The organism is Gemmobacter sp. (assembly GCF_016792925.1).
Lineage (GTDB): Bacteria > Pseudomonadota > Alphaproteobacteria > Rhodobacterales > Rhodobacteraceae > Gemmobacter.
This window is the reverse complement of sequence record NZ_JAEULU010000213.1, coordinates 1-23,782: the sequence shown is the minus strand read 5'-3', so window position 1 is coordinate 23,782 and position 23,782 is coordinate 1. Positions and strand designations below refer to the sequence as shown.

22 protein-coding genes are annotated in these 23,782 nt (G+C 66.0%); 9 read left to right on the top strand and 13 right to left on the bottom strand.

All coding sequences use genetic code 11. The features are described 5' to 3' along the window. Window positions 1-51: 51 nt before the first annotated feature. Window positions 52-966 (bottom strand): MBL fold metallo-hydrolase, encoded by a 915-nt coding sequence (locus JNN06_RS10290; RefSeq protein WP_291239499.1) that lies wholly within the window; start codon window positions 964-966, stop codon window positions 52-54. A gap of 38 nt (window positions 967-1,004) precedes the next feature. On the opposite strand from JNN06_RS10290, the gene JNN06_RS10285 reads away from it, so the two are divergent. Then, window positions 1,005-2,303, top strand: a complete 1,299-nt coding sequence (locus tag JNN06_RS10285; RefSeq protein WP_291239498.1) for an ATP-binding protein — start codon at window positions 1,005-1,007, stop codon at window positions 2,301-2,303. Window positions 2,304-2,353: 50 nt separating this feature from the next. Here JNN06_RS10285 and JNN06_RS10280 read toward each other — a convergent pair whose 3' ends face one another. Beyond that, window positions 2,354-2,920 carry a CAP domain-containing protein gene (locus tag JNN06_RS10280; RefSeq protein WP_291239497.1) on the bottom strand — a complete coding sequence of 189 codons (567 nt, stop codon included), beginning with the start codon at window positions 2,918-2,920 and terminating at the stop codon, window positions 2,354-2,356. A 146-nt stretch (window positions 2,921-3,066) separates the two neighbouring features. Between JNN06_RS10280 and JNN06_RS10275 the strand changes: the two genes are divergently transcribed. Further along, on the top strand, window positions 3,067-3,702 hold the full coding sequence (locus JNN06_RS10275; protein ID WP_291239496.1) for an ATP-dependent Clp protease proteolytic subunit: 636 nt from the start codon (window positions 3,067-3,069) through the stop codon (window positions 3,700-3,702). A gap of 114 nt (window positions 3,703-3,816) precedes the next feature. Continuing rightward, entirely contained in the window at window positions 3,817-5,082 is a 1,266-nt protein-coding gene (gene clpX, locus JNN06_RS10270) for an ATP-dependent Clp protease ATP-binding subunit ClpX (protein WP_291239500.1), read from the top strand. A 79-nt stretch (window positions 5,083-5,161) separates the two neighbouring features. Here clpX and JNN06_RS10265 read toward each other — a convergent pair whose 3' ends face one another. Next, window positions 5,162-7,345 carry a calcium-binding protein gene (locus JNN06_RS10265; RefSeq protein ID WP_291239495.1) on the bottom strand — a complete coding sequence of 728 codons (2,184 nt, stop codon included), beginning with the start codon at window positions 7,343-7,345 and terminating at the stop codon, window positions 5,162-5,164. Between the two features lie 148 nt (window positions 7,346-7,493). Here JNN06_RS10265 and JNN06_RS10260 point away from each other — a divergent pair, with 148 nt between their 5' ends. From JNN06_RS10260 to JNN06_RS10250, 3 genes are read left to right on the top strand one after another with little or no spacing between them, the layout of a single operon-like run. After that, on the top strand, window positions 7,494-7,868 hold the full coding sequence (locus JNN06_RS10260; RefSeq protein ID WP_291239494.1) for an NADH:ubiquinone oxidoreductase subunit NDUFA12: 375 nt from the start codon (window positions 7,494-7,496) through the stop codon (window positions 7,866-7,868). 19 nt (window positions 7,869-7,887) lie between these two features. Continuing rightward, window positions 7,888-8,349 carry an outer membrane lipid asymmetry maintenance protein MlaD gene (mlaD, locus tag JNN06_RS10255; RefSeq protein ID WP_291239493.1) on the top strand — a complete coding sequence of 154 codons (462 nt, stop codon included), beginning with the start codon at window positions 7,888-7,890 and terminating at the stop codon, window positions 8,347-8,349. Further along, window positions 8,346-8,771 carry a DUF2155 domain-containing protein gene (locus tag JNN06_RS10250; protein WP_291239492.1) on the top strand — a complete coding sequence of 142 codons (426 nt, stop codon included), beginning with the start codon at window positions 8,346-8,348 and terminating at the stop codon, window positions 8,769-8,771. Before mlaD ends, JNN06_RS10250 begins: the two co-directional genes overlap by 4 nt. Here JNN06_RS10250 and aat read toward each other — a convergent pair. From aat to JNN06_RS10205, 9 genes are all read right to left on the bottom strand, one after another. Next, entirely contained in the window at window positions 8,768-9,352 is a 585-nt protein-coding gene (aat, locus tag JNN06_RS10245) for a leucyl/phenylalanyl-tRNA--protein transferase (RefSeq protein WP_291239491.1), read from the bottom strand. The two genes, JNN06_RS10250 and aat, sit on opposite strands and share 4 nt — an antisense overlap. Before the next feature lie 155 nt (window positions 9,353-9,507). Beyond that, complete coding sequence (gene accC / locus JNN06_RS10240) at window positions 9,508-10,854, bottom strand: acetyl-CoA carboxylase biotin carboxylase subunit (protein WP_291239490.1); 1,347 nt, start codon at window positions 10,852-10,854, stop codon at window positions 9,508-9,510. Window positions 10,855-10,873: 19 nt separating this feature from the next. After that, window positions 10,874-11,371 carry an acetyl-CoA carboxylase biotin carboxyl carrier protein gene (gene accB / locus JNN06_RS10235; protein WP_291239489.1) on the bottom strand — a complete coding sequence of 166 codons (498 nt, stop codon included), beginning with the start codon at window positions 11,369-11,371 and terminating at the stop codon, window positions 10,874-10,876. A 327-nt stretch (window positions 11,372-11,698) separates the two neighbouring features. Next, on the bottom strand, window positions 11,699-13,000 hold the full coding sequence (gene preA, locus JNN06_RS10230) for an NAD-dependent dihydropyrimidine dehydrogenase subunit PreA (RefSeq protein ID WP_291239488.1): 1,302 nt from the start codon (window positions 12,998-13,000) through the stop codon (window positions 11,699-11,701). Window positions 13,001-13,024: 24 nt separating this feature from the next. Next, complete coding sequence (locus tag JNN06_RS10225; protein WP_291239487.1) at window positions 13,025-14,353, bottom strand: NAD(P)-dependent oxidoreductase; 1,329 nt, start codon at window positions 14,351-14,353, stop codon at window positions 13,025-13,027. 214 nt (window positions 14,354-14,567) lie between these two features. Beyond that, the gene (locus tag JNN06_RS10220) at window positions 14,568-15,617 is read right to left on the bottom strand and encodes a hypothetical protein (protein WP_291239486.1); all 1,050 of its coding nucleotides are present in this window, start codon (window positions 15,615-15,617) and stop codon (window positions 14,568-14,570) included. A gap of 141 nt (window positions 15,618-15,758) precedes the next feature. Beyond that, complete coding sequence (locus tag JNN06_RS10215; protein ID WP_291239485.1) at window positions 15,759-17,648, bottom strand: potassium transporter Kup; 1,890 nt, start codon at window positions 17,646-17,648, stop codon at window positions 15,759-15,761. 185 nt (window positions 17,649-17,833) lie between these two features. Continuing rightward, window positions 17,834-18,376 (bottom strand): hypothetical protein, encoded by a 543-nt coding sequence (locus tag JNN06_RS10210; protein ID WP_291239484.1) that lies wholly within the window; start codon window positions 18,374-18,376, stop codon window positions 17,834-17,836. 178 nt (window positions 18,377-18,554) lie between these two features. Continuing rightward, window positions 18,555-19,172 carry a TetR family transcriptional regulator C-terminal domain-containing protein gene (locus JNN06_RS10205; RefSeq protein ID WP_291239483.1) on the bottom strand — a complete coding sequence of 206 codons (618 nt, stop codon included), beginning with the start codon at window positions 19,170-19,172 and terminating at the stop codon, window positions 18,555-18,557. Window positions 19,173-19,393: 221 nt separating this feature from the next. Between JNN06_RS10205 and JNN06_RS10200 the strand changes: the two genes are divergently transcribed. Together JNN06_RS10200 and JNN06_RS10195 are read left to right on the top strand one after the other, a co-directional pair. Continuing rightward, window positions 19,394-20,722: an aspartate aminotransferase family protein gene (locus JNN06_RS10200; protein ID WP_291239482.1), complete on the top strand. Its 1,329-nt coding sequence runs from the start codon at window positions 19,394-19,396 to the stop codon at window positions 20,720-20,722. A 70-nt stretch (window positions 20,723-20,792) separates the two neighbouring features. Continuing rightward, complete coding sequence (locus tag JNN06_RS10195) at window positions 20,793-21,635, top strand: hypothetical protein (protein WP_291239481.1); 843 nt, start codon at window positions 20,793-20,795, stop codon at window positions 21,633-21,635. 85 nt (window positions 21,636-21,720) lie between these two features. Here the strand turns inward: JNN06_RS10195 and JNN06_RS10190 are convergent, their stop codons facing one another. Further along, the gene (locus JNN06_RS10190; RefSeq protein WP_291239480.1) at window positions 21,721-22,353 is read right to left on the bottom strand and encodes a TetR/AcrR family transcriptional regulator; all 633 of its coding nucleotides are present in this window, start codon (window positions 22,351-22,353) and stop codon (window positions 21,721-21,723) included. A gap of 142 nt (window positions 22,354-22,495) precedes the next feature. On the opposite strand from JNN06_RS10190, the gene JNN06_RS10185 reads away from it, so the two are divergent. Beyond that, window positions 22,496-23,746 (top strand): Zn-dependent hydrolase, encoded by a 1,251-nt coding sequence (locus tag JNN06_RS10185; protein ID WP_291239479.1) that lies wholly within the window; start codon window positions 22,496-22,498, stop codon window positions 23,744-23,746. Window positions 23,747-23,782 lie beyond the last annotated feature (36 nt).

Genomic DNA, 23,782 nt, shown 5'->3' with positions numbered 1-23,782 from the left:
GGGGGGTTTGGGGGGTGCATTGGGGGGCTGGGGCGAAAAAAAGGGGGTTGTTTATTTTTTTTTGGTGTGTTGGGGGGGGGTGGGTCCGGGGCGGTGGAACAGGGCTTGGGTCAGGGGCTTATTTTCCTGGGTGATTTCGTTTCTGTGAAGCAGATCAAGGAGATGGGCCAGAAGGTTGCGGCGGGCGGCGGGGAGGAGGGCGGGGGCGGTGTCGTGGTAGACCTCGGCCAGCAGCCCCTCCAGATCGCGCGGACGGGTCAGGGCCTGCAAGATCAGGGCTTCGCGGTGGCGCCGATGGGTGATCAGCTCTTGCAGCCGTGCGGCGGGGGTCTCGATCGCCGCGCCATGGGCGGGGTAAAAGCGCTGCCAGGGCCGCCTGGACAGCTGCGCCAGCGAGGCCATGTAATCGGTCATGTCGCCCTCGGGCGGCGAGACCAGCGAAGGGGCCCAGCCCATGACGTGATCGCCGGTGAACAGCCGCGCGCCCCAGCCAAGGCAGATATGGCTGCCGAGGTGGCCGGGCGTGTGCAGCACCTCCAGCGCCCAACGGTGCCCTGTCACCACCTCGCCATCTTGCAGGCAGCGATCCGGGGTGAAGGCCAGATCAAGCCCCTCGCCACCGCCCAACCCCTGCACGCCGGCCATCCGGGGCGAGAGACCGGCATGGGCGTCGCCAAAGGCCAGCACCTCGGCCCCGGTCGCCTCGGCCAGCGGGCGGGCGAGGGGGGAGTGGTCGAGATGTGCATGGGTGACGATAATATGGCTGATCCGCTCGCCGGGGCGCAGCGCCGCGAGAATCGCCGCCAGATGGGCGGGCAGGGCAGGGCCGGGGTCGATCACAGCCACCTCTCCCTCGCCCAGCAGGAAGGTATTGGTGCCCCAATGGGTCATGGGCGAGGGGTTGGGGGCCAGCACCTTGCGCAGGCCGGGTTCGATCTGCTGCATCACGCCCGGTTCAGGTTTCATCGCTTGCTCTTTCGCTGCGGCGCGCTAGGGTCGGCGCCATGGCGTTCCGTCTCAAATATCTGTTGCCGCGCGGGCTTTACGGCCGCGCCTTGCTCATTCTGGTCGTGCCTATCGTCACGATCCAGCTTGTCGTGTCCATAGCTTTCATCCAGCGGCATTTCGAGCGGGTGACGCAGCAGATGACCGGTGCCGTGGCCAGCGAGATCCGCTATGTGCTGGCGCGCCGGGGCGCGGGAGACCGGGCCGGGGCGCAGGCGGTGGCCGAGGGGCTGGGGCTGGACCTCGCGCCGGTCAGTGCGCCCCTGGAGGGTGTGGCGCGCGATTGGGCCGATCTGACCGGCGCAGTGGTGGCGGGCACGCTGCGCGAGGCGGTGCCGGGCTTTCTGGGCGCCGATATGAAAAGCGAGGACAACCGCGTTCTGGCCGATTTCCGGCAAGGAGCGGAGGTGCTGCGGGTGGGGATCGACCGGCGGCGGATGTCGGCCACCAATCCGCATCAGCTTTTGGTGTTGATGATCATGACCTCGGCGCTGATGACGGTGATTTCTTACTTGTTCCTGCGCAATCAGGTGGCGCCGATCACCCGGCTGGCCCAGGCGGCGGAGGCGTTCGGCAAGGGGCAGCACATGCCCTATCGCCCGCGCGGTGCGGCCGAGGTGCGGGCGGCGGGGGCGGCCTTCATCGACATGCGGGCGCGGATCGAGCGGGCACTGGAAAGCCGGACGCGGATGCTGTCGGGGGTGAGCCATGATCTGCGCACGCCGCTGACCCGGCTGAAACTGGGCCTGTCGCTCTTGCCCGAGGATGACGAGACCGAGGCTCTGCTGGGCGATGTGGCCGATATGGAGCGGCTGGTGGACGAGTTTCTGGCCTTCGCGCGCGGCGATGCCACCGAGGAGGCGGTGGAGACCGATTTGGCCGCGCTGGTGCAGCGTGTGGTGGAAAAGGCGGTGCGTGGCGGGCAGAATGTGCAGGTGCAGGGCGCGATGGTGGTGCGGCTGCGGCTGCGGCCTCAGGCGATCACCCGGGCGCTGGAAAACCTGATCGGCAATGCCAACCGCTTTGGTGATCGGGCGCGGGTGACGCTGATGGATGGTGACCGCTTCGTGCGGATCGTGGTCGAGGATGACGGGCCGGGCATCCCGATGGAGCGGCGCGACGAGGCGGTGCAACCCTTTGCCCGGCTGGATGGCGCGCGCGATCCCAACCGGGGCGGCGGGGTCGGGCTGGGCCTGTCGATCACCGCCGATATTGCGCGCAGCCATGGCGGCGCGCTGTGGCTGGGCGAAAGCGAGGCGCTTGGCGGCTTGCGGGCCGAATTGGCGCTGGCGCGGTGACGCAGGCCGCGCGCTGCGCATGCCCCTTCCGGGCTTCAGCGCGGACAGGGTTATCTTGGACGGGCGGCCACCAGAATCCAGGCGGGCTTTGCGCCCTGCGCCAGGCCAAAACCGATTTCGGTGACCGCAGGGTCCAGCAGATTGGCGCGGTGACCGGGCGAGGCATTCCAGAAGGCCAGCATCTGCTCTGGCCCGCCTGCAAAGCCTTGCCCGGCATTCTCGGTCGCCCGCGCCGCCGGATAGCCGGTGCCGCGCACCCGCGTGAGGACGGTGCTGCCATCCGAGCCGCGATGCGTCAGGGCATTGCGCGCGGCATTGTCGCAGGCCTGCGCCTGCGCGGCGGCATCCAGCAGCGCCGAGCGGCGCAGCGCGGGCAGGCCCTGCGCGGCCCGCAGCGCATTGGCGCCCGCGATCACCGTGGCGCCATAGGCCGCGCGTTCGGGCGAGGGCGTGCAGCGGGCCGAGGCGGGCAGGGCGCGCGGCTCGGGCGCGGCATCCGCACTGCCCCCGCCGATCCGCACCGCCAGCGGCAGCTTGGCCGCCGTGGATTCGGGCACCGGAATCACGATGCAGCCGGTAAGGGCAAAGCTGGCAAGCAGCAGGGCAATGCGGGTCATGGCAGCTCTCCTGATGGGGCAAGACCGTGCTACCTCTGCGGGTGGGGAAAAGGCAAGGTGCCCTTGCAGCCCCCGTCGCGCGACACTAAGACTTGGGTAACACCTCGGCGTTATGGCTCAATCAACAGGTTACAGGCAGGCGAGATATGAGAGATCCGGTCGAATTCTACATGAACACCCTTGTGCCCATGGTCGTCGAACAGACCAGCCGGGGCGAACGCGCCTATGACATCTATTCGCGCATGCTGAAAGAACGGATCATCTTCATGTCCGGTCCGGTGCATGACGGCATGTCCTCGCTGATCTGCGCGCAGCTTCTGTTCCTGGAGGCGGAGAATCCGAACAAGGAAATCTCCATGTATATCAACAGCCCCGGCGGTGTCGTGACCTCGGGCCTGTCGATCTATGACACGATGCAATACATCCGGCCCAAGGTCTCCACGCTGGTGATCGGGCAGGCGGCCTCGATGGGGTCGCTGCTCTTGACGGCGGGCGAAAAGGGCATGCGCTTCTCGCTGCCGAACAGCCGCGTCATGGTTCACCAACCCTCGGGCGGCTATCAGGGGCAGGCCACGGACATCATGATCCACGCCCGCGAGACCGAAAAGCTGAAGCGCCGGCTGAATGAAATCTACGTGAAACATACCGGCAACGACTATGACACCGTGGAAGCCGCGCTGGAGCGCGACAATTTCATGTCTGCCGAACAGGCCAAGGATTGGGGTCTGATCGACGCCATTCTGGAAAGCCGCGGCAAGTCGGGTGACGACGAGGCCAAGTGATCGCCGCGCCCCCGTCCGGCCCGTCTGGCCGGGGGCGTTTTCGCATTGTGGCGGCCGCGGCTTTGGCCTAGGCTTTCGACATGGCCCCGAAGGGGCGCACGGCAGAGGATGACAATGGCGACGAATACCGGCAGCGACAGCAAGAACACCCTCTATTGCTCGTTCTGCGGCAAGAGCCAGCATGAGGTGCGCAAGCTGATTGCAGGCCCGACCGTGTTCATCTGTGACGAATGCGTCGAGCTGTGCATGGACATCATCCGCGAGGAAACCAAGGCCAGCGGGCTGAAAACCACCGATGGCGTGCCGACCCCGCGCGAGATCTGCAAGGTTCTGGACGATTATGTCGTGGGCCAGGAACATGCCAAGCGCGTGCTGTCCGTGGCGGTTCACAACCACTACAAGCGGCTGAACCATTCCTCCAAACAGGATATCGAACTGGCAAAGTCGAACATCCTGCTGATCGGCCCCACCGGCACCGGCAAGACCCTGCTGGCGCAAACGCTGGCGCGGATTCTGGATGTGCCTTTCACCATGGCCGATGCCACCACGCTGACCGAGGCCGGTTATGTGGGCGAGGATGTGGAGAACATCATCCTCAAGCTGTTGCAGGCCAGCGAATACAATGTGGAGCGGGCGCAGCGCGGCATCGTCTATATCGACGAGGTCGACAAGATCACCCGCAAGTCGGACAACCCCTCGATCACCCGCGACGTGTCGGGCGAGGGGGTGCAGCAGGCGCTGCTGAAGATCATGGAGGGCACCGTCGCAAGCGTGCCGCCGCAGGGCGGGCGCAAGCATCCGCAGCAGGAATTCCTGCAAGTGGATACGACGAACATCCTGTTCATCTGCGGCGGGGCTTTTGCCGGGCTGGACAAGATCATCGCGCAGCGTGGCAAGGGCTCGGGCATCGGCTTTGGCGCCTCGGTCAAGGGCCCCGACGAGCGCGGCGTGGGCGAGCTGTTCCGCGAGCTGGAGCCGGAAGACCTGTTGAAATTCGGTCTGATCCCGGAATTCGTCGGCCGTCTGCCGGTGATTGCGACCCTTGCCGATCTCGACGAGGCGGCGCTGGTCACCATCCTGACCGAGCCGAAGAACGCGCTGGTGAAGCAATACCAGCGTCTGTTCGAGATCGAGAGCGTGAAGCTGACCTTCACCCCCGAGGCGCTGGTGTCGATCGCCAAACGCGCCATCAAGCGCAAGACCGGCGCGCGGGGGCTGCGCTCGATCATGGAAGACATCCTGCTCGACACCATGTTCGAGCTGCCCGGCATGGGCAATGTGTCGGAAGTGGTGGTGAATGACGAGGCGGTGAATGCCGGCGCCAAGCCCTTGCTGGTGCATAGCGAGCCGAAGAAGAAAGAGCCGGCAGCGGCGGGCTGAGGCCTGACGGCCCCGAAGCGCGCGCTGTTCCCGGAATATCAAAGCCCCGCCCGGCGTGCTGCCGGGCGGGGCTTTGCGTTCAAAGGATCAGATCGCCGAGGTCGATCTGATCCAGGCCCGCGAGGCGGATCACCACATCGGCCCGGCCATCGCCTTGCAGGTCGATGCGCAGCGCCAGAGTGCCATTCGCAAAGACCCGCAGCACCAGTTCGGCCTCGCCATCACGGCTCAACCCGCGCTGGCCATGCCAGGCCGATTGCTCCAGCCCAAGGCCAGACAGGTCGATCCGGTCCTCGCCGCGCTGGAAATCGGTGATGATGTCGCGCCCGCCTTGGCCGGGCGTGAAGACAAACCTGTCCGCCCCTGCGCCGCCGGTCAGCAGGTCAGAGCCCCAGCCCCCCAGCAGCACATCATCCCCCGCGTCGCCATTCAGCACATCGCGGCCCGTGCCGCCTTGCAGCCGGTCATCGCCGCCACCACCGCTCAGCGCATCCTTGCCGCGGCCGCCCGACAGGCTGTCCTGCCCGTCGCGCGCCATCAGCCGGTCATCGCCCGCCGCACCGAACAGACGGTTGTTGCCGTCCAGCCCGGAGAGCAGATCGGCCAATGCCGTGCCATGCAGGCGATCCTGCCCCGCCCGATCCACCAGCGTCGCGCCATTCAGGAAGGTGCCGGGGTCGCGGTCATCGGCCCACCAGGCCTCTGTGCCATCCCGAAACGCCTCCACCGCGCGGGCGCGGGCGCTGTCTTCGGCATAGGCACTGTCCCAGATGCCCCAGCTGCCATAGCGCCCGCCCTCGCCAAAGTCGGAGAAATGCGCCAGAAGCCCGCCGCCATTCTCGCGCCAAAGTGCGAAATATTCGGCATAAAGCGCCTCGAAACCGGGATGGCGCACCAGTTCGGTGAAAAAGGCGGTCTGCGCCGGGTCTTGCGCCCCGCCAAACAGGCCGTCCAGATCGACGATATGCTGGCCGCCCTCATAGGCCTCCAGCTGCCAGCCCAGATCTTCGGCCATCTGTGCGTGATAGGCGATGATCGCGCCCAGATTGGCAAGGGTGTCAAAGCCATCGCCGGTGCGCAGCCAGGCAATCGCGGCCGTAAAGCCCGCCTCACCGGCAGCAATCCAGTCGGCCACCTGCGCCTCCATCGCCTCGCTGGCCAGCGATCCGCCAAAATAGGGCGCAATTGCATAAATATGGAAGGGAGCGTCGCGGGGCGGGGTGCCGCCCGCCGCCACATAGTCCGGCGCATCCAAAGCGTACTGCTCCAGCCCCTGCCACCCGGCCTGAGTCGCAAACACATTCAGCGCGCGTGTGCCGGTCTCCTCGCCAAAGACCTCGGCCACGATCCCGGCCATCTGGGCGGCCCGCATGCCATACCATTGCATCCAGCCGCCCTCGGCCTCGGCGCCCCAAAGCCGTGCGGCCTCTGCCTGGGCAAAATGCGCCTGATCAAAGCCCCAGTTCCACACCTCGTTCGACAGCTCGAACCGCGCCACCAGACCGGGGTCCAGATGGTCGCGCACATAGGTGACGAACTGGCGGATGTAGTCGTCGCTGGCCATATGGGGCAGGGTGAACCATGGATCAGCGCGGGTCGCGTTCGCCAGCGCCACCATCACCTCGACCGAGGCGCCGCGATCATCCTCGCCCATCACCGTGTCGCGCGCGGCATCAAGGGGGCGTCGGTCCTCCCAATCCACGATGGTGGAATTGTTGGTGGCCATCCAGTCCATGAAGCGCAGCGCGCGAAAATCATCAATCTTTTCAATAAACTCGGGGGTGAAGATCGCCCCGGCCTCGATCAGCTCGCTGTCCTGTTCATTGTAAAGCCGGATGTCGCGCAGGTAATCGCCGCTGCCCGCCGGATCAGTGGAGAGGATCGAGATTTGCAGCATCTGCCCCGCCTCCAGCCGGAAGGTGATGCGGCCCTCCTCCTGCGACAGGATCTGATCGGCGCCGATGAAGCCCAGTTCGATCTCGCCCGCGCCCTGCCAATCCAGCACATAGGTGCCCGCCGGCACATGGCCGCCGGTGAACAGGATGGTAGAGACCCGCTCGAACGGGGCGGTGCTGCCATCTTGCGTGAAGCCACGCACCCAGCCTGCCGCGTCCAGATCCAGCAGCTCGGCCTGACCGGTATCAAAGGCGCCCTCGCTTTGCGTATACCAGGGCCGCGACTGGCGGAACAGATTCACAAAAGGGAATGCGGTGGTCCAATCCACCAGACCGTGCAGATTGGTTCCAAGCGAAGGGCCGGGCATCCTGCGTCTCCTGTCCTGACGCGGGCAGGGAAACACGAAACCCTTAAGCATTGGTAACCGGCGAAGCGGCGCGCATCGGGCCGCCTTGGCACTGGACCTTCGCGCCCCGATCGGTCATAGAAAGGCAAACACCCTGCGGAGCTTGCCCATGTATTTCCTCAAGCGTCTTGTCACCTGGTGGAACAGCCAGACGCTCGGCACCCAGATTTTCACGGCCCGCAAGGGGGTGAAGGTCGGCGAGGACGATCAGGGCAACATCTATTACGAGACCCGCGACCGCAAGCGCCGCTGGGTGATCTTCAATGGCGAGGCCGAGGCCAGCCGCGTGGCGCCCGACTGGCATGGCTGGCTGCATTTCACCTGGGATCAGCCGCCGACCCAGGCGCCGCTGGCGCATAAGTCCTGGGAGCAGCCGCATCAGGAAAACCTGACCGGCACGCTGGCCGCCTATGCGCCTGCCGGCTCGATCCGCAAGGGCGCGCCGGTCGCGCGCACGGATTACGAAGCCTGGCAGCCGGAATAAGCTGGCCTCAGGGGGCATCATGTCGGAAAATACCACCGAAATTCTGGCGGGCGGTGCGGTTCTGGCCGTCGCCATCGGCTTTCTGGCCTTTGCGGCGCAGGGCATGGGCCTTGGCGGCAGCGGCGGCACCTATGACCTGACCGCCTCGTTCCAATCGGCGGAAGGCATCAAGGTCGGCACCGATGTGCGGCTGGCCGGGGTGAAGGTCGGCACGATTTCCAAACTCGATCTCAACCCGCAAACCTTTTACGCCGATGCCACGCTGACCCTGCGCGAGGCGGTGCAGCTGCCGCAGGATTCGGCGGCGCTGGTCTCCTCCGAAGGCCTGCTGGGCGGCAATTACGTCGAATTGCGGCCCGGCGGCGCGGTCGAGGTGCTGGCGGCAGGCTCCGAGATCGAGGACACCCAAGGCTCTGTCAGCCTGATCGGCCTCTTGATGAAGTTCGTCGGCAGCAGCGCCGAAGACGCGTTGCAGCAATGAAGGCCCTTGGCGCGCTTGCCCTGATGCTGGTGGCGGCGCCCGCCATGGCACAAGAGGTCACCTCGGCCCCCGGCGGCATCCTGCGCTGGCTGGACAAGGTGACGGGCGAAACCGCAGATATCGAACTGGCCGATGGTCAATCGGCGCTGTCGGGCCGCCTGACCATCCAACTCGACGAATGCCGCTATCCCACCGCCAACCCCGCCTCCGATGCTTTCGCGCATCTGACGGTGATGGAGGAAGGGCAGGGCGCGCCTGCCTTCTCTGGCTGGATGGTGGCCTCCAGCCCCGCGCTTTCGGCGCTGGAACATCCGCGCTACGATGTCTGGGTGCTGCGCTGCCTGACGCCAGACCAGCCCGAGCTGGAGATCACGCCGCCCCCCGCCACCGACGAGGATTTCGAGGCCCCGCAAGAGGGTTAAGCGAAGGCCGCCTCGCCCTGCAAGGCCTCGGCCAGCCGGGCCTGATAGGCCGCGCGGCTGATCTCCACCCCGCCGAGGCTCGCCAGATGCGGCGTCAGGAACTGGGTGTCCAGCAACACGAAGCCGCGCGCCCGCAACCGCGCCACCAGATGCGCCAGCACGATCTTGGAGGCGGAACGGCGGCGCGAGAACATGCTTTCGGCAAAGAAGGCCCGCCCTAGCGTCACGCCATAGGTGCCGCCTTTCAACGCGCCATCCTCCCACAGCTCCAGACTATGCGCATGACCCATCTGGTGCAGCGCCAGATAGAGCTGAAAGATCTGCCCGTTGATCCACGTCTCGGGCCGGTCGGCACAGCCCGCCACCACGCCCGCGAAATCGCGGTTCGCCACGATCTCGAACCCACCGTGCCGCATCTCCTTGGCGAGGGAGCGCGAGACGTGAAACCCGTCCAGCGGCAAGACCCCGCGCCGCCGCGGCTCCACCCAATGCAGCCCTTCCGCGCCCGCACTGTCCGCCATGGGAAACACCCCCATCGCATAGGCGCGCAACAACAGCTCTGGCGTGATCTCAGATGACAAAAGGAGGCTCCGGTCAAACCCGAGCCCCCTTCATTTTCTGTTCAAAAATATCCCACGGGGGGCCGGGGGTGTGAAACCCCCGGACATTTCCGCTTGCGCGGCGCCTTGGGGGTGTGAAACCCCCGGCGGGTTCAGCAAAACCACCGGGGAAAGGATCAGGCAAACTGCTCTGCCAGCCATTTTTCCAGCCAGTGAATGTTATACTCACCGCTTTGAATATCCGGCTCGGCCAACAGCATGTGGAACAGCGGCACCGAGGTTTCCACCCCGTCGATGATCAGCTCTGACAATGCCCGTTTCAGACGCGCCAGCGCCTCGGGCCGGTCGCGGCCATGCACGATCAGCTTGCCGATCAGGCTGTCATAATAGGGCGGGATCGAATAGCCGCCATACAGCGCCGAATCCATCCGCACGCCCAGGCCGCCGGGGGCGTGGAACACCTTCACCTTGCCGGGGCAGGGGGCGAAATTGGGCAGGCGCTCAGCATTGATCCGCACTTCGATGCAATGGCCGTTGATCTCCAGATCCTGCTGGCCAAAGGACATCGACAAGCCCGAGGCGACGCGGATCTGCTCGCGCACCAGATCGACGCCAAAGATGCCTTCGGTCACCGGATGCTCCACCTGAAGGCGGGTGTTCATCTCGATGAAATAGAACTTGCCGTCCTCATAGAGGAACTCGATGGTGCCCGCGCCGATATATTTCAGCTTGCGCATCGCGCTGGCGCAAACCTCGCCGATCTCGGCGCGCATGGCGGGCGTGATGCAGGGGCCGGGGGCCTCCTCGAACACCTTCTGGTGACGGCGCTGCAACGAGCAATCGCGCTCGCCCAGATGCACCGCATTGCCGCGCCCGTCGCCAAAGACCTGAATCTCGATGTGACGCGGCTTTTGCAGGTATTTCTCGATATAGACCTCGTCATTGCCGAAGGCCGCCTTGGATTCGCTGCGCGCGGTGCGGAAGGCGATCTCCAGATCCTCGGGCGATTTGGCGACCTTCATGCCGCGCCCGCCGCCCCCGGCAGTGGCCTTGATGATGACCGGATAGCCGATCTCCAGCGCGACTTTCAGCGCGGCCTCCACATCCGGCACGCCGCCATCCGACCCCGGCACCACCGGAATGCCCAGTTCCTTGGCGGTTTCCTTGGCGGTGATCTTGTCACCCATGATGCGGATATGCTCGGCGGTGGGGCCGATGAAGGTCAGGCCATGATCCTGCAAGGCCTGCGCGAAACTCGCGTTTTCCGACAGGAAGCCATAGCCCGGATGCACCGCCTGCGCGCCGGTGATCTCGCAGGCCGAGATGATGGCCGCCTTGTTCAGATAGCTTTGCCCCGAGGGGGCAGGCCCGATGCAGACCGACTCGTCGGCCATGCGCACATGCATCGCATCGGCATCGGCAGTGGAATGCACCGCCACCGATTTGATCCCCATCTCGCGACAGGCGCGGATCACCCGCAGGGCGATCTCGCCCCGGTTGGCGATCAGGATTTTCTCGAACATCTGGGTCAAGGGCGCAGCCTCACTCGATGATCAGCAGGGGGGCGCCGAATTCGACGGGGGTGCCGTCCGACACCAGAATGCGCTTCACCGTGCCCGCGCGCGGGGCGGGGATGTGGTTCATGGTCTTCATCGCCTCGATGATGAGGACGGTCTGCCCTTCGGCCACGGTGGCGCCGATGGTGATGAAGGGCGTGGCGCCCGGCTCGGCGGCCAGATAGGCGGTGCCGACCATGGGCGAGGTCACGGCGCCGGGGTGCTGCGCCGGGTCTTCCGGCGCGGCGGGGGCGGCAGCCGGGGCGGCGGCGGCTGCGGGCGCTGCGGCCATCGCCATCGGGGCGGCCATCGGCGCCGCCAGCGTGGTGGTGACGATATTCGCCTGTTTCACCACGCGCACGTCCAGGCTGTCATCCTCGCCATATTCGCGCTTCACCGACAGCTCGGTCAGGTCGTTCTTGTTCAGAAGCTCGGCCAGCGCCTGAATGAAGGCCACATCGGCGTCGGGGGAGTGTTTGCTCATGCCATCCTCATTGGTTTCGTTTGGCAGATGGGGGCGGCGCCGTGTTTGCGCAAGCAGGCCCCCCGCCATGGCTGGCTGCCCTTATACGTCAGGCCTGCCGGGGTGAAAAGCCTTTGCGTGTCGTGGCGGCAGCCAAAGCAAAGGGGGCGCTCGCGCCCCCCTCTTGGCCTGACGGCCAATTCACCCCCCTGAGGATATTTTTGAACAGAAAATGAGGGGCCATTGTTCTTTTCTGTGCTTGACCATCCGCAGGACCGGGCGGGCGTTGCACGCCCCCCTTGCGGGGAGACCGGAACGGGCGAGGTGGCGCGAGCGCCCCCTTTCTTCTCATTCCGCCGCGCGCGCCGAGGGGTTGTTGGGGTGCTGGGTCCAGTTGGCATAGTCGGTCACCGCGCGCCCGGTGCGGGGGTCCACCATGCCCTTGGGCATTTCCACCATGGTGATGCAGTTTTCCACCGGGCAGACATTGACGCAGAGGTTGCAGGCCACGCATTCGTCATCCTTCACGGTGAAGGTGCGATCTGCGCTCATGGCGATGGCCTGGTGGCTGGTATCCTCGCAGGCAATATAGCAGCGCCCGCATTTGATGCAGTCATCCTGGCTGATATGGGCCTTGGTGACATAGTTGAGGTTCAGGAACTGCCAGTCGGTCACATTGGGCACCGCGCGGCCCACCAGTTCCGACGTGTCGGTGAAGCCCTTGCGGTCCATGTAATCGCTGAGGCCCGAGATCATCTCCTGCACCACCTTGAACCCATAGGTCATGGCCGCGGTGCAGACCTGCACATTGCCCGCGCCAAGTGCCATGAATTCGGCCGCGTCCCGCCAGGTGGTCACCCCGCCGATGCCCGAGATCGGCAGGCCATGGGTGGCGGGCGAGCGGGCGATTTCGGCCACCATGTTCAGCGCGATGGGTTTCACCGCCGGGCCGCAATAGCCGCCATGGGTGCCCTTGCCGTCGATGGTGGGTTCGGGCGCGAAATCATCCAGATCGACCGAGGTGATCGAGTTGATGGTGTTGATGAGGCTGACCGCATCGGCGCCGCCGCGCCGGGCGGCCTCGGCGGGCTTCCGCACATCGGTGATATTGGGGGTCAGTTTCACGATGCAGGGCATGCGGGAATACTGCTTCACCCAGCGGGTGACCATTTCAATATATTCCGGCACTTGCCCCACGGCGCTGCCCATGCCGCGTTCGGCCATGCCATGCGGGCAGCCGAAATTCAGCTCTACCCCATCCGCCTCGGTATCCTCGATCCGGGCGAGGATGTCGCGCCATGAGTCTTCATCGCAGGGCACCATCAGCGAGATGATCAGGGCGCGGTCGCGCCATTTGCGCTTCACCTCCTTGATCTCTTGCAGGTTCACCTCCAGCGGGCGGTCGGTGATCAGTTCGATATTGTTCAGCCCCAGCAGGCGGCGGTCGGCGCCCCAGATCGCGCCATAGCGCGGCCCCGAGACATTGACGACCGGCGGCCCTTCCGACCCGAGGGTCTTCCAGACCACGCCGCCCCAGCCTGCCTCATAGGCGCGTTCCACATTCACCTTCTTGTCGGTGGGAGGGGCGCTTGCCAGCCAGAACGGGTTGGGGGATTTGATGCCGATGAAATTGGTGGTGAGATTGGCCATTGTGCTGGTCTCCTGTCGCGGGCCTCAGCCCGCTGCCCCCGTCAGATAGGCGTGAATGTCTTCGGCGGCGTCGCGGCCTTCGGCCACGGCGGTCACGGTCAGATCCTCGCCGCCAAGCGCGCAATCGCCGCCGCACCACAGCCTGTCGCCGGCGCGTTTGGGCAGCTTGCCCGCCACCACCGTGAGGCCTTCGGGCAGGCCGGCGAGGGTCTGGCCGATGGCCTTGAACACCTGATCGGCCTTGAGGGTGAAGCCCTCGGGGCGCAGTTTCAGGCCCTCGGCGGTGTCTTCGGTATAGGCGAATTCCACCGCCTCGGCCTGGGTGACACCGGCCACCTTCACCGGCGCTGCGCCATAGATGATGCGGACGCCGGTTTGCGTGGCGTGTTCCTGCTCATAGCCCGAGGCGCTCATCTTCTCGCGGCCCCGGCGATAGACGATGGTGACGTTTTCAGCCCCCAGCAGCTTCGACTGCACGGCCGCGTCCACCGCCGTCATGCCGCCGCCGATCACCACCACATCGCGCCCCACGGCGACGGTGCTGCGGTCGCTCGCCTGACGCAGGCCCGCGATGAAATCGACCGCGTTCTGCACGCCCGCCAGTTCTTCGCCTGCCGCGCGCAGCGCATTCACGCCCGCCAGACCGATGCCCAGAAACACCGCGTCGTAATCGGCCAGCAGATCGGCCAGCGCCACATCCTTGCCCAGAGTCACCCCGTTGCGCAGGGTGATGCCGCCGATTTTCAGCAGCCAGTCCACCTCGCGCGCGGCGAAATCATTGGCGGCCTTGTAGGTGGCGATGCCGTATTCGTTCAGGCCCCCCGCCTTGGGGCGCCGCTCGAACACCGTCACCTCATGGCCCTTCATCGCCAGCCGATGCGCGCAGGCGAGGCCCGCAGGCCCGGCGCCCACCACCGCCACGCGCTTGCCCGTGAGGGCCGCGCGGGTGAAGGGATGCAGGCCCTTTTCCATCAGCGTATCGGTGGCATAGCGTTGCAGGCGGCCAATCTCGACCGGCTTGCCCTCGGCCACCTCGCGCACGCAGACCTCCTCGCACAGCGTCTCGGTCGGGCAGACGCGGGCGCACATGCCGCCCATGATGTTCTGGCTGAGAATGGTTTTTGCCGCCGCCTCGGGCGTGCCCGTCGCGATCTGGCGGATGAACAGCGGAATGTCGATCGAGGTCGGGCAGGCCGTCATGCAGGGGGCATCATGGCAGAAGTAACAGCGATCCGCCGCCACCCGCGCCTCGTGGCGATCCAGCGGCGGTTCGTGATCGGTAAAATTGTCACGATAGGCCGAGGCGGGCAGACGGCCGGGCACGATGCCGGGCGTGAGCTGGCTGTTGGACAAGGTCGGAACCTCCCGTTGTTTTCTTTGATTGCCCTCACTCTGCCACAGCCGGTTTTTTTATCAATCGGTAAATTTTACGGGAGCGCGGATTTTTCCACGGGGCGCGGCGGCTGCCTGTTCTGGTGGCAGGCCGGGCCCGGCATGATGTGGAAACGGGCGGCACGAGGCCGCCCGCCGGGCAAATTGCCCATTTTGCCGGTGATCCCGATCCGCCTCAGACGGTGCGCGACAGGGTTTGCGCGGTGCTGCGCTTGTCGCTTGCCGCCATGCGCTCTGGCACCAGGGCCGCCGGGGCGGTGCTGTTGGCATCGCTGCCGCCCGCGCCCGCCGTGCCAAAGCCCGCGCTGTCGGTTTCGCGGTCCGGCGTCTTGTCGCCCTCCTTGCCCGCTGCGGCCTCATCGGCCAGCTTGGCCTCTTTGGCGCGGGTCGAGGCCATGTCTTTCAGCATGTCGACGACATGGCTGCTGGCCGGATTGCGCAGCGATTGCAGGATCTGTTCGTCGCGATAGGCGGCCTGAGCCTGCCTTGCGGCAAGGCGGGCGGCGGCCTCCTCGGCGGCGCTCTCGGCGGGGGTGGCGGTGATCGCAACGCCGGTGGGGCTAGTGCCCGCCGGGCTGCCGGTGGCCGAGCCGCTTCCCGCCGTGCTGGCGGCGGCTGCGCTGGCGGCGGCGGTGCCTGCGGCCGTCTGGCTGGCCGCACTGGCCTCCGTGCCGGAGGCGCCAGCGGTCGCGCCGCTGCCCGAGGTGGGCGGATCTCCCTCGGCCGCGCTGCTGGCTTCGCCTTCGCCCGCGCCTTCGGGCGGTTCGGTCTCTGCGGACGGGCCAGTATCCTCCGGCGGGGCCGCATCTTCGGGCGGGGCGGTATCTTCGGGGGCGGGCTGATTGTCGGCCAGTGGCGCAGCGCCATCCAGCCCGCCCAGCCCGTCCAGATCAAGCCCGGCGGCCTCCAGCGCGTCAAAGGCCGCACTTGTGGATAGCGCGGCGCCTGTCTCCTGTGGATCGGAGGCTTGGGGATCGGGTTCCTCAGAAGCGGGCGGCTCCGGGTCAGCCGCTGCCTCTTCGGCAAGGGTCTGCACCACTGCCTCGCTGCTGGCCGACGGCGCGGGCGGTGGCGGAGGCGGCGCCTCGCTTTGCGGGGGCTGCGGGGCGGCTGCATTCGCACCGGCGGCCTGTGCGCCCGGAAGCTGCGCGGCGTGCTGGCTCAGCGGGGGCTGGCCGACGGCAGCCCGCACGGCTGCGGGCGTGCTGATTTGGGAAAGGACCAAGACTCTCTCCTTGAATGAACGGTCAATGATACGTCCGTGATAGGCCCCCACCCCTGGACATATCACAGACCCCCCGTGACCGCTTGGCCCTTACATCTCGGATTGCAGCGATGCGCCGCAATCCTGCCTTCATTCCGCGCGTCAGATCGTCAGCTGCTGGCCCAGCTCCAGCACCCGGTTCGAGGGCAGGCGGTAGAACTCGGTCGCATTGGTCGCGCCGCGCGCCAGGCTGATGAACAGTCGCTCCTGCCAAACCGGCAGCCCCTCATCCCGGGCCGAGCGATAGCTGCGATGGTTGAGGAAGAACGAGGTCGTCATGATGTCGAACTTCTCGCCCTGCTTGCGGGCCAGCGCGAGGCCCTTGGGCACGTTCTGGTCATCCATATACCCAAACGTCAGGCTGGCCTTCACAAAGCGATCATTCACCCGCACCAGCTCCAGCCGCTCGGCCTCGGGCACCTCGGGCACCGGGGCTACGGTGACGGTGACGATGAAGTTCAGCTTGTGCAACACCCGGTTGTGCTTGAGGTTGTGCAGCAGGGCAGGGGGCGCGGTATCCGGCTCGGCCGTCAGGAAGACGGCAGTGCCGGGCACCTCCACCGGATGCGATTTTTCCAGCATGCGGATCAGGCTGTCAAAGTCGATCGAGCTGTCGCGCGACTTGCGCTTCACATGGGCCGAGCCGCGCACCCAGGTCCACATCACAAGACACAGCAGGGCCGCAAACAGGATCGGGATATAGCCGCCATCCGCGACCTTGGTCAGGTTGGCCGCAAGGAACAGCCCCTCCAGCACCAGAAGCGGCACCATCACCGCCAGCGTCAGCGCCAGAGGCCATTTCCAGGCCCGGTTCAGCAGGAACACCGCGAGGATCGAGGTGATCACCATATCCCCCGTCACCGCGATCCCATAGGCCGAGGCCAGATTGGAGGACGAGCCGAAAGCCAGCACCAGCGCCACCACGCCCATGGCGAGGATCGTGTTGATCTTGGGCATGTAGATCTGGCCGTATTGGGTTTCCGAGGTGTGGCGGATCTCCATCCGGGGCAGCAGCCCCATCTGCACCGCCTGTTTGGCCACCGAAAACGCGCCCGAAATCACCGCCTGGCTGGCAATGACCGTCGCCGCCGTGGCCAGCAGCACCAGCCAGGGCAAGGCCCAGTCGGGGGCCATCAGGAAGAAGGGGTTATGGGCGGTTTCAGGACGCGCCAGCACCATGGCGCCCTGACCCAGATAAGACAGGGTCAGCGCCGGGAAGACCAGAATGCCCCAGGCCAGCCGGATCGGGCGGCGGCCGAAATGGCCCATATCGGTGTAAAGCGCCTCGCCCCCGGTCACCGCCAGAAACACCGAGCCCAGCACGATGAAGGAGGCCAGCCCGTTCTCCACCAGAAAACCAAGCGCATGCATCGGGTTCAGCGCGGCAAAGATCGTCGGGTCGTCAAAGATATGCACGATGCCCATGACCGCCATCACGACGAACCACACCACCATGATCGGCCCGAACATGACCGAGACGGCTTCCGTCCCGCGCGATTGCACGGCAAACAGCGCCACGATGATGCCCAGCACCATCGGCACCACATAGGGTTGCAACCCCGGCGCCACCAGCGCGCTGCCCTCGACGGCAGACAGCACCGACATGGCGGGGGTGATGATGGCATCGCCGAAAAACAGCGAAATCCCGACAGCGCCAAGCGCGATCAGCGCCGTGGGGCGGCGTTTCAGCGCGCGTTGCACCAATGCGATCAGCGACAGCGTGCCGCCCTCGCCATTGTTGTCGGCGCGCATGATGAGCGTGACGTATTTCAGCGTCACGATCAGCATCAGCGTCCAGACCAGCAGCGAGATCACCCCCAGCACATCCTCGCGCACCAGCCCGTCCCGGCTGGCGGCGTGCAGCGATTCCCGCATGGCATAAAGCGGGCTGGTTCCGATGTCGCCATAGACCACGCCAATGGCACCAAGCGTCAGCTTGGCAAGCGATCCGTGACTATGGGGGAGATGTGCGCCAGAGGCAGCTTGCGACACGATGCGACTCGCTGTGGTTTCGCCAAGCCCTTCACATAGCCCGCCCTCACGGTCTTGTCATCATGTTGCAATGCAGCGTGAGCCTGCTGCGGCGCCACGCGGGCCGCCGCGCCGCAGCGTCAAGCTGCGGGCGGCGCTGTGGCCCTGACCTTCTGTGCCTGCCTGCCCGCGGTCAGGCCCGACCCTCAGGGTTCGGCCGTGTCAGGCGGGGCGCTGGCCGCCAGGGCGCCGGACGGCTGCGCCGCATGTGCCCCCGGAGGCGGCCCATAGGGCGGCATCTGCGAGGCCTCCAGCGACAGGTCGCCCTTTTCGGGCAGCAGCACGATGCGGTCGATCAGCGCTTTGGCCTCGTCCAGCACCTGACTGGTTTCCTCATAGGCACGCACAGCCTTGATTTTCAGCTCCTCGCCGCGCAAGCCGTCGCTGCGGATCCCGGACACGCTGCTGGCCTCGTCGGTCTCGCCGGAAGAGCGCTGTGCTGCGGCCTGCGAGGCCGCCTGCGCCACGGCCAGCCGCACCACCTCGGTTGCGGCCTGTTGCGCCAGCATTTGCGGGGCCGGATTGCGCGGCTCCTGCTCGGTCTCGCGCGCGGCGCGGACCTGCACGGCCTGCGACCGGCTTTCCGCCGGGGCCGCTTGCCCCTGCGCCCCGGTTTCCGCGCCCTGCGGCACAGCCGTGGCATAGCTTGCACTGGGCGCCGACAGCGCCCCGATTGATGACATCTCCATTTGTCACACCCCCAAACAGGATGCCCCCACAAGGCGATCTTAGCAGCGCTTGCCCGGCCTGTTACCCGCTATCCGGGTTAACGGAATTGCGAAATGCACAGCATTCTATGGGTTTGCGCAGCCTAGCCGCGCAGAATGGCTTCGCGCGGCCTAGCCGCATGATGTGATTTTGCGCAGCCTAGCCGCGCGGGCAGAGGCTGCCGGTGTAAAGCGTGGTCAGAAACCGCTCGGCCTCGGCGAAAGGGTCATGCCCCGGCCCCAGCACCGCGCGCACCTGCACGTCGAAATCGGCGTAATGCTGGGTGGTGGCCCAGATCGAGAAGATCAGGTGATGGGGATCGACCGGCGCCAGCCGACCGGCCTGAACCCAGGCCCCGATCACCGCCGCCTTTTCGTCGACCAGCGGTTTCAGCTCCTCCTGCAAGGCGCCCTCCACCCGGGGCGCGCCTTGCAGCACCTCATTGGCGAATAACCGGCTTTCGCGCGGGAAATCCCGGCTCAGCTCCAGCTTGCGCCGCATATAGCCCAGAATTTCCGCCAGCGGGTCACCGCCCGCATCCAGCGCCCGCAGCGGGTCAAGCCAGACCTGCAACAGGCCCTTGATCAGCTCGGCATGGATCGCCTCTTTCGAGGGGAAGTAATAGAGCAGATTGGGCTTGGAGAGCCCCGCCCGCTCGGCGATCTGGTCCAGCGTGGCGCCACGAAACCCCGCCTGCGAGAACACCTCCAGCGCCGCCTCCAGAATCGCTTCGGAGTTTTTTTGTTGGATCCGGGTTTTCGGGCGGCGGTTCGGCATCGGAGCCCTCGTCGTGGATTTGATCAAAGTGTCGCTTTCAGACTGCCGGGAAGGCGGAACCCGATTGAGCGAAGCCGCCATATCCGTCAATATGCAATCGCACCGATGCTGGCCGTTCTGCCCCGCTTGACGCAGCGCGGCCCGCATGACAGCCTGAATTTTGACCTATCGGTCAATTAAATCAAGCCGCCCCGCAAGAGCGGCCTAAAGGGAGAGCCCACATGGCGCTTGATCGCAAGCCAACGCCGAACGACCTCAACGCGTTCTGGATGCCCTTCACCTCGAACCGCCAGTTCAAGAAGAACCCGCGCATGTTCGTGGCCGCCAAGGACATGCACTATACCACCGCCGATGGCCGTCAGGTGCTGGATGGCACGGCGGGCCTGTGGTGCTGCAACGCGGGTCATTGCCGACCCAAAATCACCGAGGCGATCCAGAAACAGGCCGCCGAGCTGGATTATGCGCCCGCCTTCCAGATGGGCCATCCGATTGCCTTTGAACTGGCCAATCGCATCATCGACATCGCCCCCAAGGGGATCGAACATGTGTTCTACACCAATTCCGGCTCGGAATCGGTGGAGACCGCGCTGAAAATGGCCATCGGCTATCACCGTGCCCGGGGCGAGGGCGCGCGGACCCGGCTGATCGGGCGCGAGCGTGGCTATCATGGCGTGAACTTCGGCGGCATCTCGGTCGGCGGCATCGTGAACAACCGCAAGATGTTCGGCACCCTGCTGGGCGGCGTTGACCACCTGCCGCATACCCATCTGCCGCAGCTCAATGCCTTCACCAAGGGCCAGCCGGAGCATGGCGCCAATCTGGCCGATGATCTGGAGCGCATCGTCGCGCTGCATGGCGCCGAGACCATCGCGGCGGTGATCGTGGAGCCGATGGCAGGCTCGACCGGCGTGTTGATGCCGCCGAAGGGCTATCTGGAAAAGCTGCGTGCCATCACCAAGAAGCACGGCATCCTGTTGATCTTTGACGAGGTGATCACCGGCTTCGGGCGTCTGGGCTCGGCCTTTGCCGCCCAGCATTTCGATGTGCTGCCCGACATGATCACCACCGCAAAGGGCCTGACCAATGGCGTGATCCCGATGGGGGCGGTGCTGACCACGGCAGAGGTGCATGACGCCTTCATGAACGGCCCCGATCATATGATCGAGCTGTTCCACGGCTATACCTATTCCGGCAACCCGATCGCCTCGGCGGCGGGCATCGCCACGCTGGACACCTATAAGGAAGAGGGGCTGTTCGAGCGCGCGGCAGAGCTGGAAGGCTATTGGGCCGATGCGATCCACAGCCTGCGCGGGCTGCCCCATGTCATCGACATCCGCAATATGGGCCTGATCGGCGCGGTGGAGCTGGAGGGTATCCCCGGCGAGCCGACCAAACGCGCCTTCGAGGCCTTCCTGCGCGCCTATGACAAGGGCATCCTGATCCGCACCACCGGCGACATCATCGCCATGTCGCCGCCGCTGATCATCTCCAAGGCGGAAATCGACACGCTGATCGGCACGCTGGGCGAGGTGCTGAAAACGCTTCCGTGAGGAGGCCGGGCGCGCCTTGCGGCTGTCGCAAGGCGCGCCTATTTTCGCCGCGAGGGTCAAGAGGTGTGCCATGCGGTTTGTGATTTTGGCGGCGGTGATGGGGCTGGCCGGGCCAGCCGCGGCGCAGGACCTGGCGCAATGCGCCACCTCGATGCGCGGCGAGGGCATCAGCTTTGCCTATGATGCCGAGAATGCGGCGCTGAAAGAGAGCCTGACCCTGCGCCACAAGATCGCCGGGGGCGATGCCTGCCCTGGTCTGGTGGTGCTGCGCGCCTTCACGCCAGAGCTGACCGATGCCGACCGCGCGCCCTTCTGCCTGCAATGGGATCGCAAGGCCGAGACTTGGCTGGGTTATGATCTTGGCCCGCGCGATGGCGCCTTTGTCTGCAAGACCGCGAAGAAACACTTCTGCCAGCGGGTCAATGCCTCGAAACAGGTGGCGGGCCGCTGGGCCGGGGCGGCGGCCAATCTGGCGCGCGATGCCGGCACCGAAACGCTGCTGCATGGCGCGGGCGTCGTGTCGGTGAAAGGCCCGGCGACGGTGATCGGCGAGCAATTGGTGGGGCTGGGCGCCACCACGGTGCAGGGCGTGGGGGCGGGGGCAGCCATCGGCGCGGTGGCGGTGACGGCGGTGGCCGTGGGCGGCGCGGTCTATGTCTGCTCGGACGAGGGCGCCAAGGCCACCGAGCTGGAACTGGCCCCCGAGCCCAAACTCCGCCCCGGCGAGGTGGCCCCCGGCGCCAATCTGCCCGAAGGCGAGGCGCGCATCACGGTGACCCCGCTGCCGGGGCCCGCAGTGCCGGGGCCCGCAGTGCCGGTGCCCGTGGTGCCGGTGCCCGTGGTGCCGGGGCCTGTCGTGCCGAAGGCGCCAGCGCCTGCCCCTGAACCCGTTCCGGCAACCCCGACGGAATAAGGGGGCATTCTGCCCCCTCTTGCGCGCAGGCGCGCAATTCACCCCCTGAGGATATTTTTGCCAAGATGAATGGCGGGAAGGGAGCTTACAGCGCCCCGATGCCGCGCAGGATCATGGACTTCACGGCCTCGGTGGCCTCTTGCCATTGCGCGTCAGACAGGGGTTTGCCGCCGTTCAGGGTTTCGATCTGGTGGTTGAAATCGGCGTAGTGCTGGGTGGTGGCCCAGAGCATGTAGAGCAGCTTCTCCGGGTCCACCGGCGCCATGCGACCGCTGGCGATCCAGCGGTGGATCAGCGCCACGCGCCCCGCCGTCCAGTCGCGCAGCGTGGTTTCCAGGTAATCCTGAATGACCGGCGCGCCATGCATCACCTCGGAGGCCCAGACTTTTGACCCATTGGGATGGCGGCGCGAGATCTCCATCTTGGCCTCGATATAGGCGCCGATCCCCTGCGCCGGGTCATCGGTGCCATCCATGGCCGAGGCGGCCTGCAACCAGATCTCGAAGATCGTTTGCACCACGCGGCGGTAAAGCTCTTCCTTGGTTGCGAAATAATAGTGCAGATTGGCCTTGGGCAGCCCCGCCACATCGGCAATCAGCTGCATCGTGGCGCCGCCAAACCCCGCCTCTGCAAAGACTTTTTCCGCTGCCTGCAAAATGAGCGCCTCATTGCGGGCGCGGGCCAGGTTGCGGCGGGGACGGGGGGGCGTCTCTGGCATCGCGGCGGGCCTTCCTGCGGGGGGCGCGGATTTTTGTTGACCGGTTGGTCAGGAGGTATAGCCTTCAATCTGACCATACGGTCAGGAAAAGATTCGCCGCAAGCCTGCAAAAGATGTGGCAGCGGACAGGGAGAGCAAGCTGATGCCAGCACCCGGAGAGAACCTTCGTATCAATTCTGCGCGGCTGTGGGACAGCCTTGACCAGATGGCGCAGATTGGCCCCGGTGTGGCCGGCGGGTGCAACCGGCAGACCCTGACCGATGCGGATAATGAGGGCCGCCACCTGTTCCAGCGCTGGTGCGAGGAGGCGGGCATGGCCATGGGCGTGGACAGCATGGGCAATATGTTCGCGACCCGGGCCGGGACTGACGCCGACGCGCTGCCGGTCTATATGGGCAGCCATCTGGATACTCAGCCCACCGGCGGGCGCTATGACGGGGTGTTGGGGGTTTTGGGCGCGCTGGAGGTGGTGCGCACGATGAACGATCTGGGGGTGAAGACCCGCCGCCCGATCGTGGTCACCAACTGGACCAATGAGGAGGGCGCGCGCTTTGCGCCTGCCATGCTGGCCTCGGGCGTGTTTGCGGGCATCCATACCGAAGAGTATGCCAAGTCGCGCAAAGACCTGGAGGGGAAGGTCTTTGGCGAGGAACTGGCCCGCATCGGCTGGGTCGGCGACGAGCCGGTGGGCGCGCGCACGATGCATGCCATGCTGGAGCTGCATATTGAACAGGGGCCGATCCTGGAGGCCGAGGGCAAGACCATCGGCGTCGTGACCCATGGGCAAGGCCTGTGGTGGCTGGAGATCACCCTGACCGGCAAGGATGCGCATACCGGCTCGACCCCGATGAACATGCGGGTAAATGCGGGGCTCGGCATGGCGCGGATCACCGAGCGCGTGCATCAGATCGCCATGAGCCACCAGCCCGGCGCAGTTGGCGCAGTGGGGCAGGTGAATGTGTTTCCCAACTCGCGCAATGTGATCCCCGGCAAGGTGGTGTTCACGGTGGACATCCGCAGCCCCGATCAGGCCAAGCTTGACGCGATGCGCGCCGAGGTGGAGCGGGCGGCACATGCCGTGGCGACCGAGCTGGGCCTTGGATGCAGCATCGAGGCGGTGGGGCATTTCGCTCCCGTCACCTTTGACCCGGATCTGGTGAAAGTCGTGCGGCAAGCGGCGGAAAAACTTGGGCATTCCCATATGGATATCATCTCTGGCGCGGGTCATGATGCGTGCTGGATCAACCGCGTGGCGCCCACGGTCATGGTGATGTGCCCCTGTGTCGGCGGCCTCAGCCATAACGAGGCCGAGGAGATCAGCCCGGAATGGGCAGCGGCGGGGGCGGATGTGCTGCTGCATGCGGCGCTTGAAGTGGCTGAGGTGGTATCCTGACGGCTGGCCCCGGGGCGCTGCCCCGGACCCCGGGAT

What these genes read in the sequence shown, in the direction of transcription:
- JNN06_RS10290 (WP_291239499.1), bottom strand. Translation starts at nt 966, where the DNA reads ATGAAACCTGAACCGGGCGTGATGCAGCAGATCGAACCCGGCCTGCGC.
- JNN06_RS10285 (WP_291239498.1), top strand. Translation starts at nt 1,005, where the DNA reads ATGGCGTTCCGTCTCAAATATCTGTTGCCGCGCGGGCTTTACGGCCGC.
- JNN06_RS10280 (WP_291239497.1), bottom strand. Translation starts at nt 2,920, where the DNA reads ATGACCCGCATTGCCCTGCTGCTTGCCAGCTTTGCCCTTACCGGCTGC.
- JNN06_RS10275 (WP_291239496.1), top strand. Translation starts at nt 3,067, where the DNA reads ATGAGAGATCCGGTCGAATTCTACATGAACACCCTTGTGCCCATGGTC.
- clpX (WP_291239500.1), top strand. Translation starts at nt 3,817, where the DNA reads ATGGCGACGAATACCGGCAGCGACAGCAAGAACACCCTCTATTGCTCG.
- JNN06_RS10265 (WP_291239495.1), bottom strand. Translation starts at nt 7,345, where the DNA reads ATGCCCGGCCCTTCGCTTGGAACCAATCTGCACGGTCTGGTGGATTGG.
- JNN06_RS10260 (WP_291239494.1), top strand. Translation starts at nt 7,494, where the DNA reads ATGTATTTCCTCAAGCGTCTTGTCACCTGGTGGAACAGCCAGACGCTC.
- mlaD (WP_291239493.1), top strand. Translation starts at nt 7,888, where the DNA reads ATGTCGGAAAATACCACCGAAATTCTGGCGGGCGGTGCGGTTCTGGCC.
- JNN06_RS10250 (WP_291239492.1), top strand. Translation starts at nt 8,346, where the DNA reads ATGAAGGCCCTTGGCGCGCTTGCCCTGATGCTGGTGGCGGCGCCCGCC.
- accC (WP_291239490.1), bottom strand. Translation starts at nt 10,854, where the DNA reads ATGTTCGAGAAAATCCTGATCGCCAACCGGGGCGAGATCGCCCTGCGG.
- accB (WP_291239489.1), bottom strand. Translation starts at nt 11,371, where the DNA reads ATGAGCAAACACTCCCCCGACGCCGATGTGGCCTTCATTCAGGCGCTG.
- preA (WP_291239488.1), bottom strand. Translation starts at nt 13,000, where the DNA reads ATGGCCAATCTCACCACCAATTTCATCGGCATCAAATCCCCCAACCCG.
- JNN06_RS10210 (WP_291239484.1), bottom strand. Translation starts at nt 18,376, where the DNA reads ATGGAGATGTCATCAATCGGGGCGCTGTCGGCGCCCAGTGCAAGCTAT.
- JNN06_RS10205 (WP_291239483.1), bottom strand. Translation starts at nt 19,172, where the DNA reads ATGCCGAACCGCCGCCCGAAAACCCGGATCCAACAAAAAAACTCCGAA.
- JNN06_RS10200 (WP_291239482.1), top strand. Translation starts at nt 19,394, where the DNA reads ATGGCGCTTGATCGCAAGCCAACGCCGAACGACCTCAACGCGTTCTGG.
- JNN06_RS10195 (WP_291239481.1), top strand. Translation starts at nt 20,793, where the DNA reads ATGCGGTTTGTGATTTTGGCGGCGGTGATGGGGCTGGCCGGGCCAGCC.
- JNN06_RS10190 (WP_291239480.1), bottom strand. Translation starts at nt 22,353, where the DNA reads ATGCCAGAGACGCCCCCCCGTCCCCGCCGCAACCTGGCCCGCGCCCGC.
- JNN06_RS10185 (WP_291239479.1), top strand. Translation starts at nt 22,496, where the DNA reads ATGCCAGCACCCGGAGAGAACCTTCGTATCAATTCTGCGCGGCTGTGG.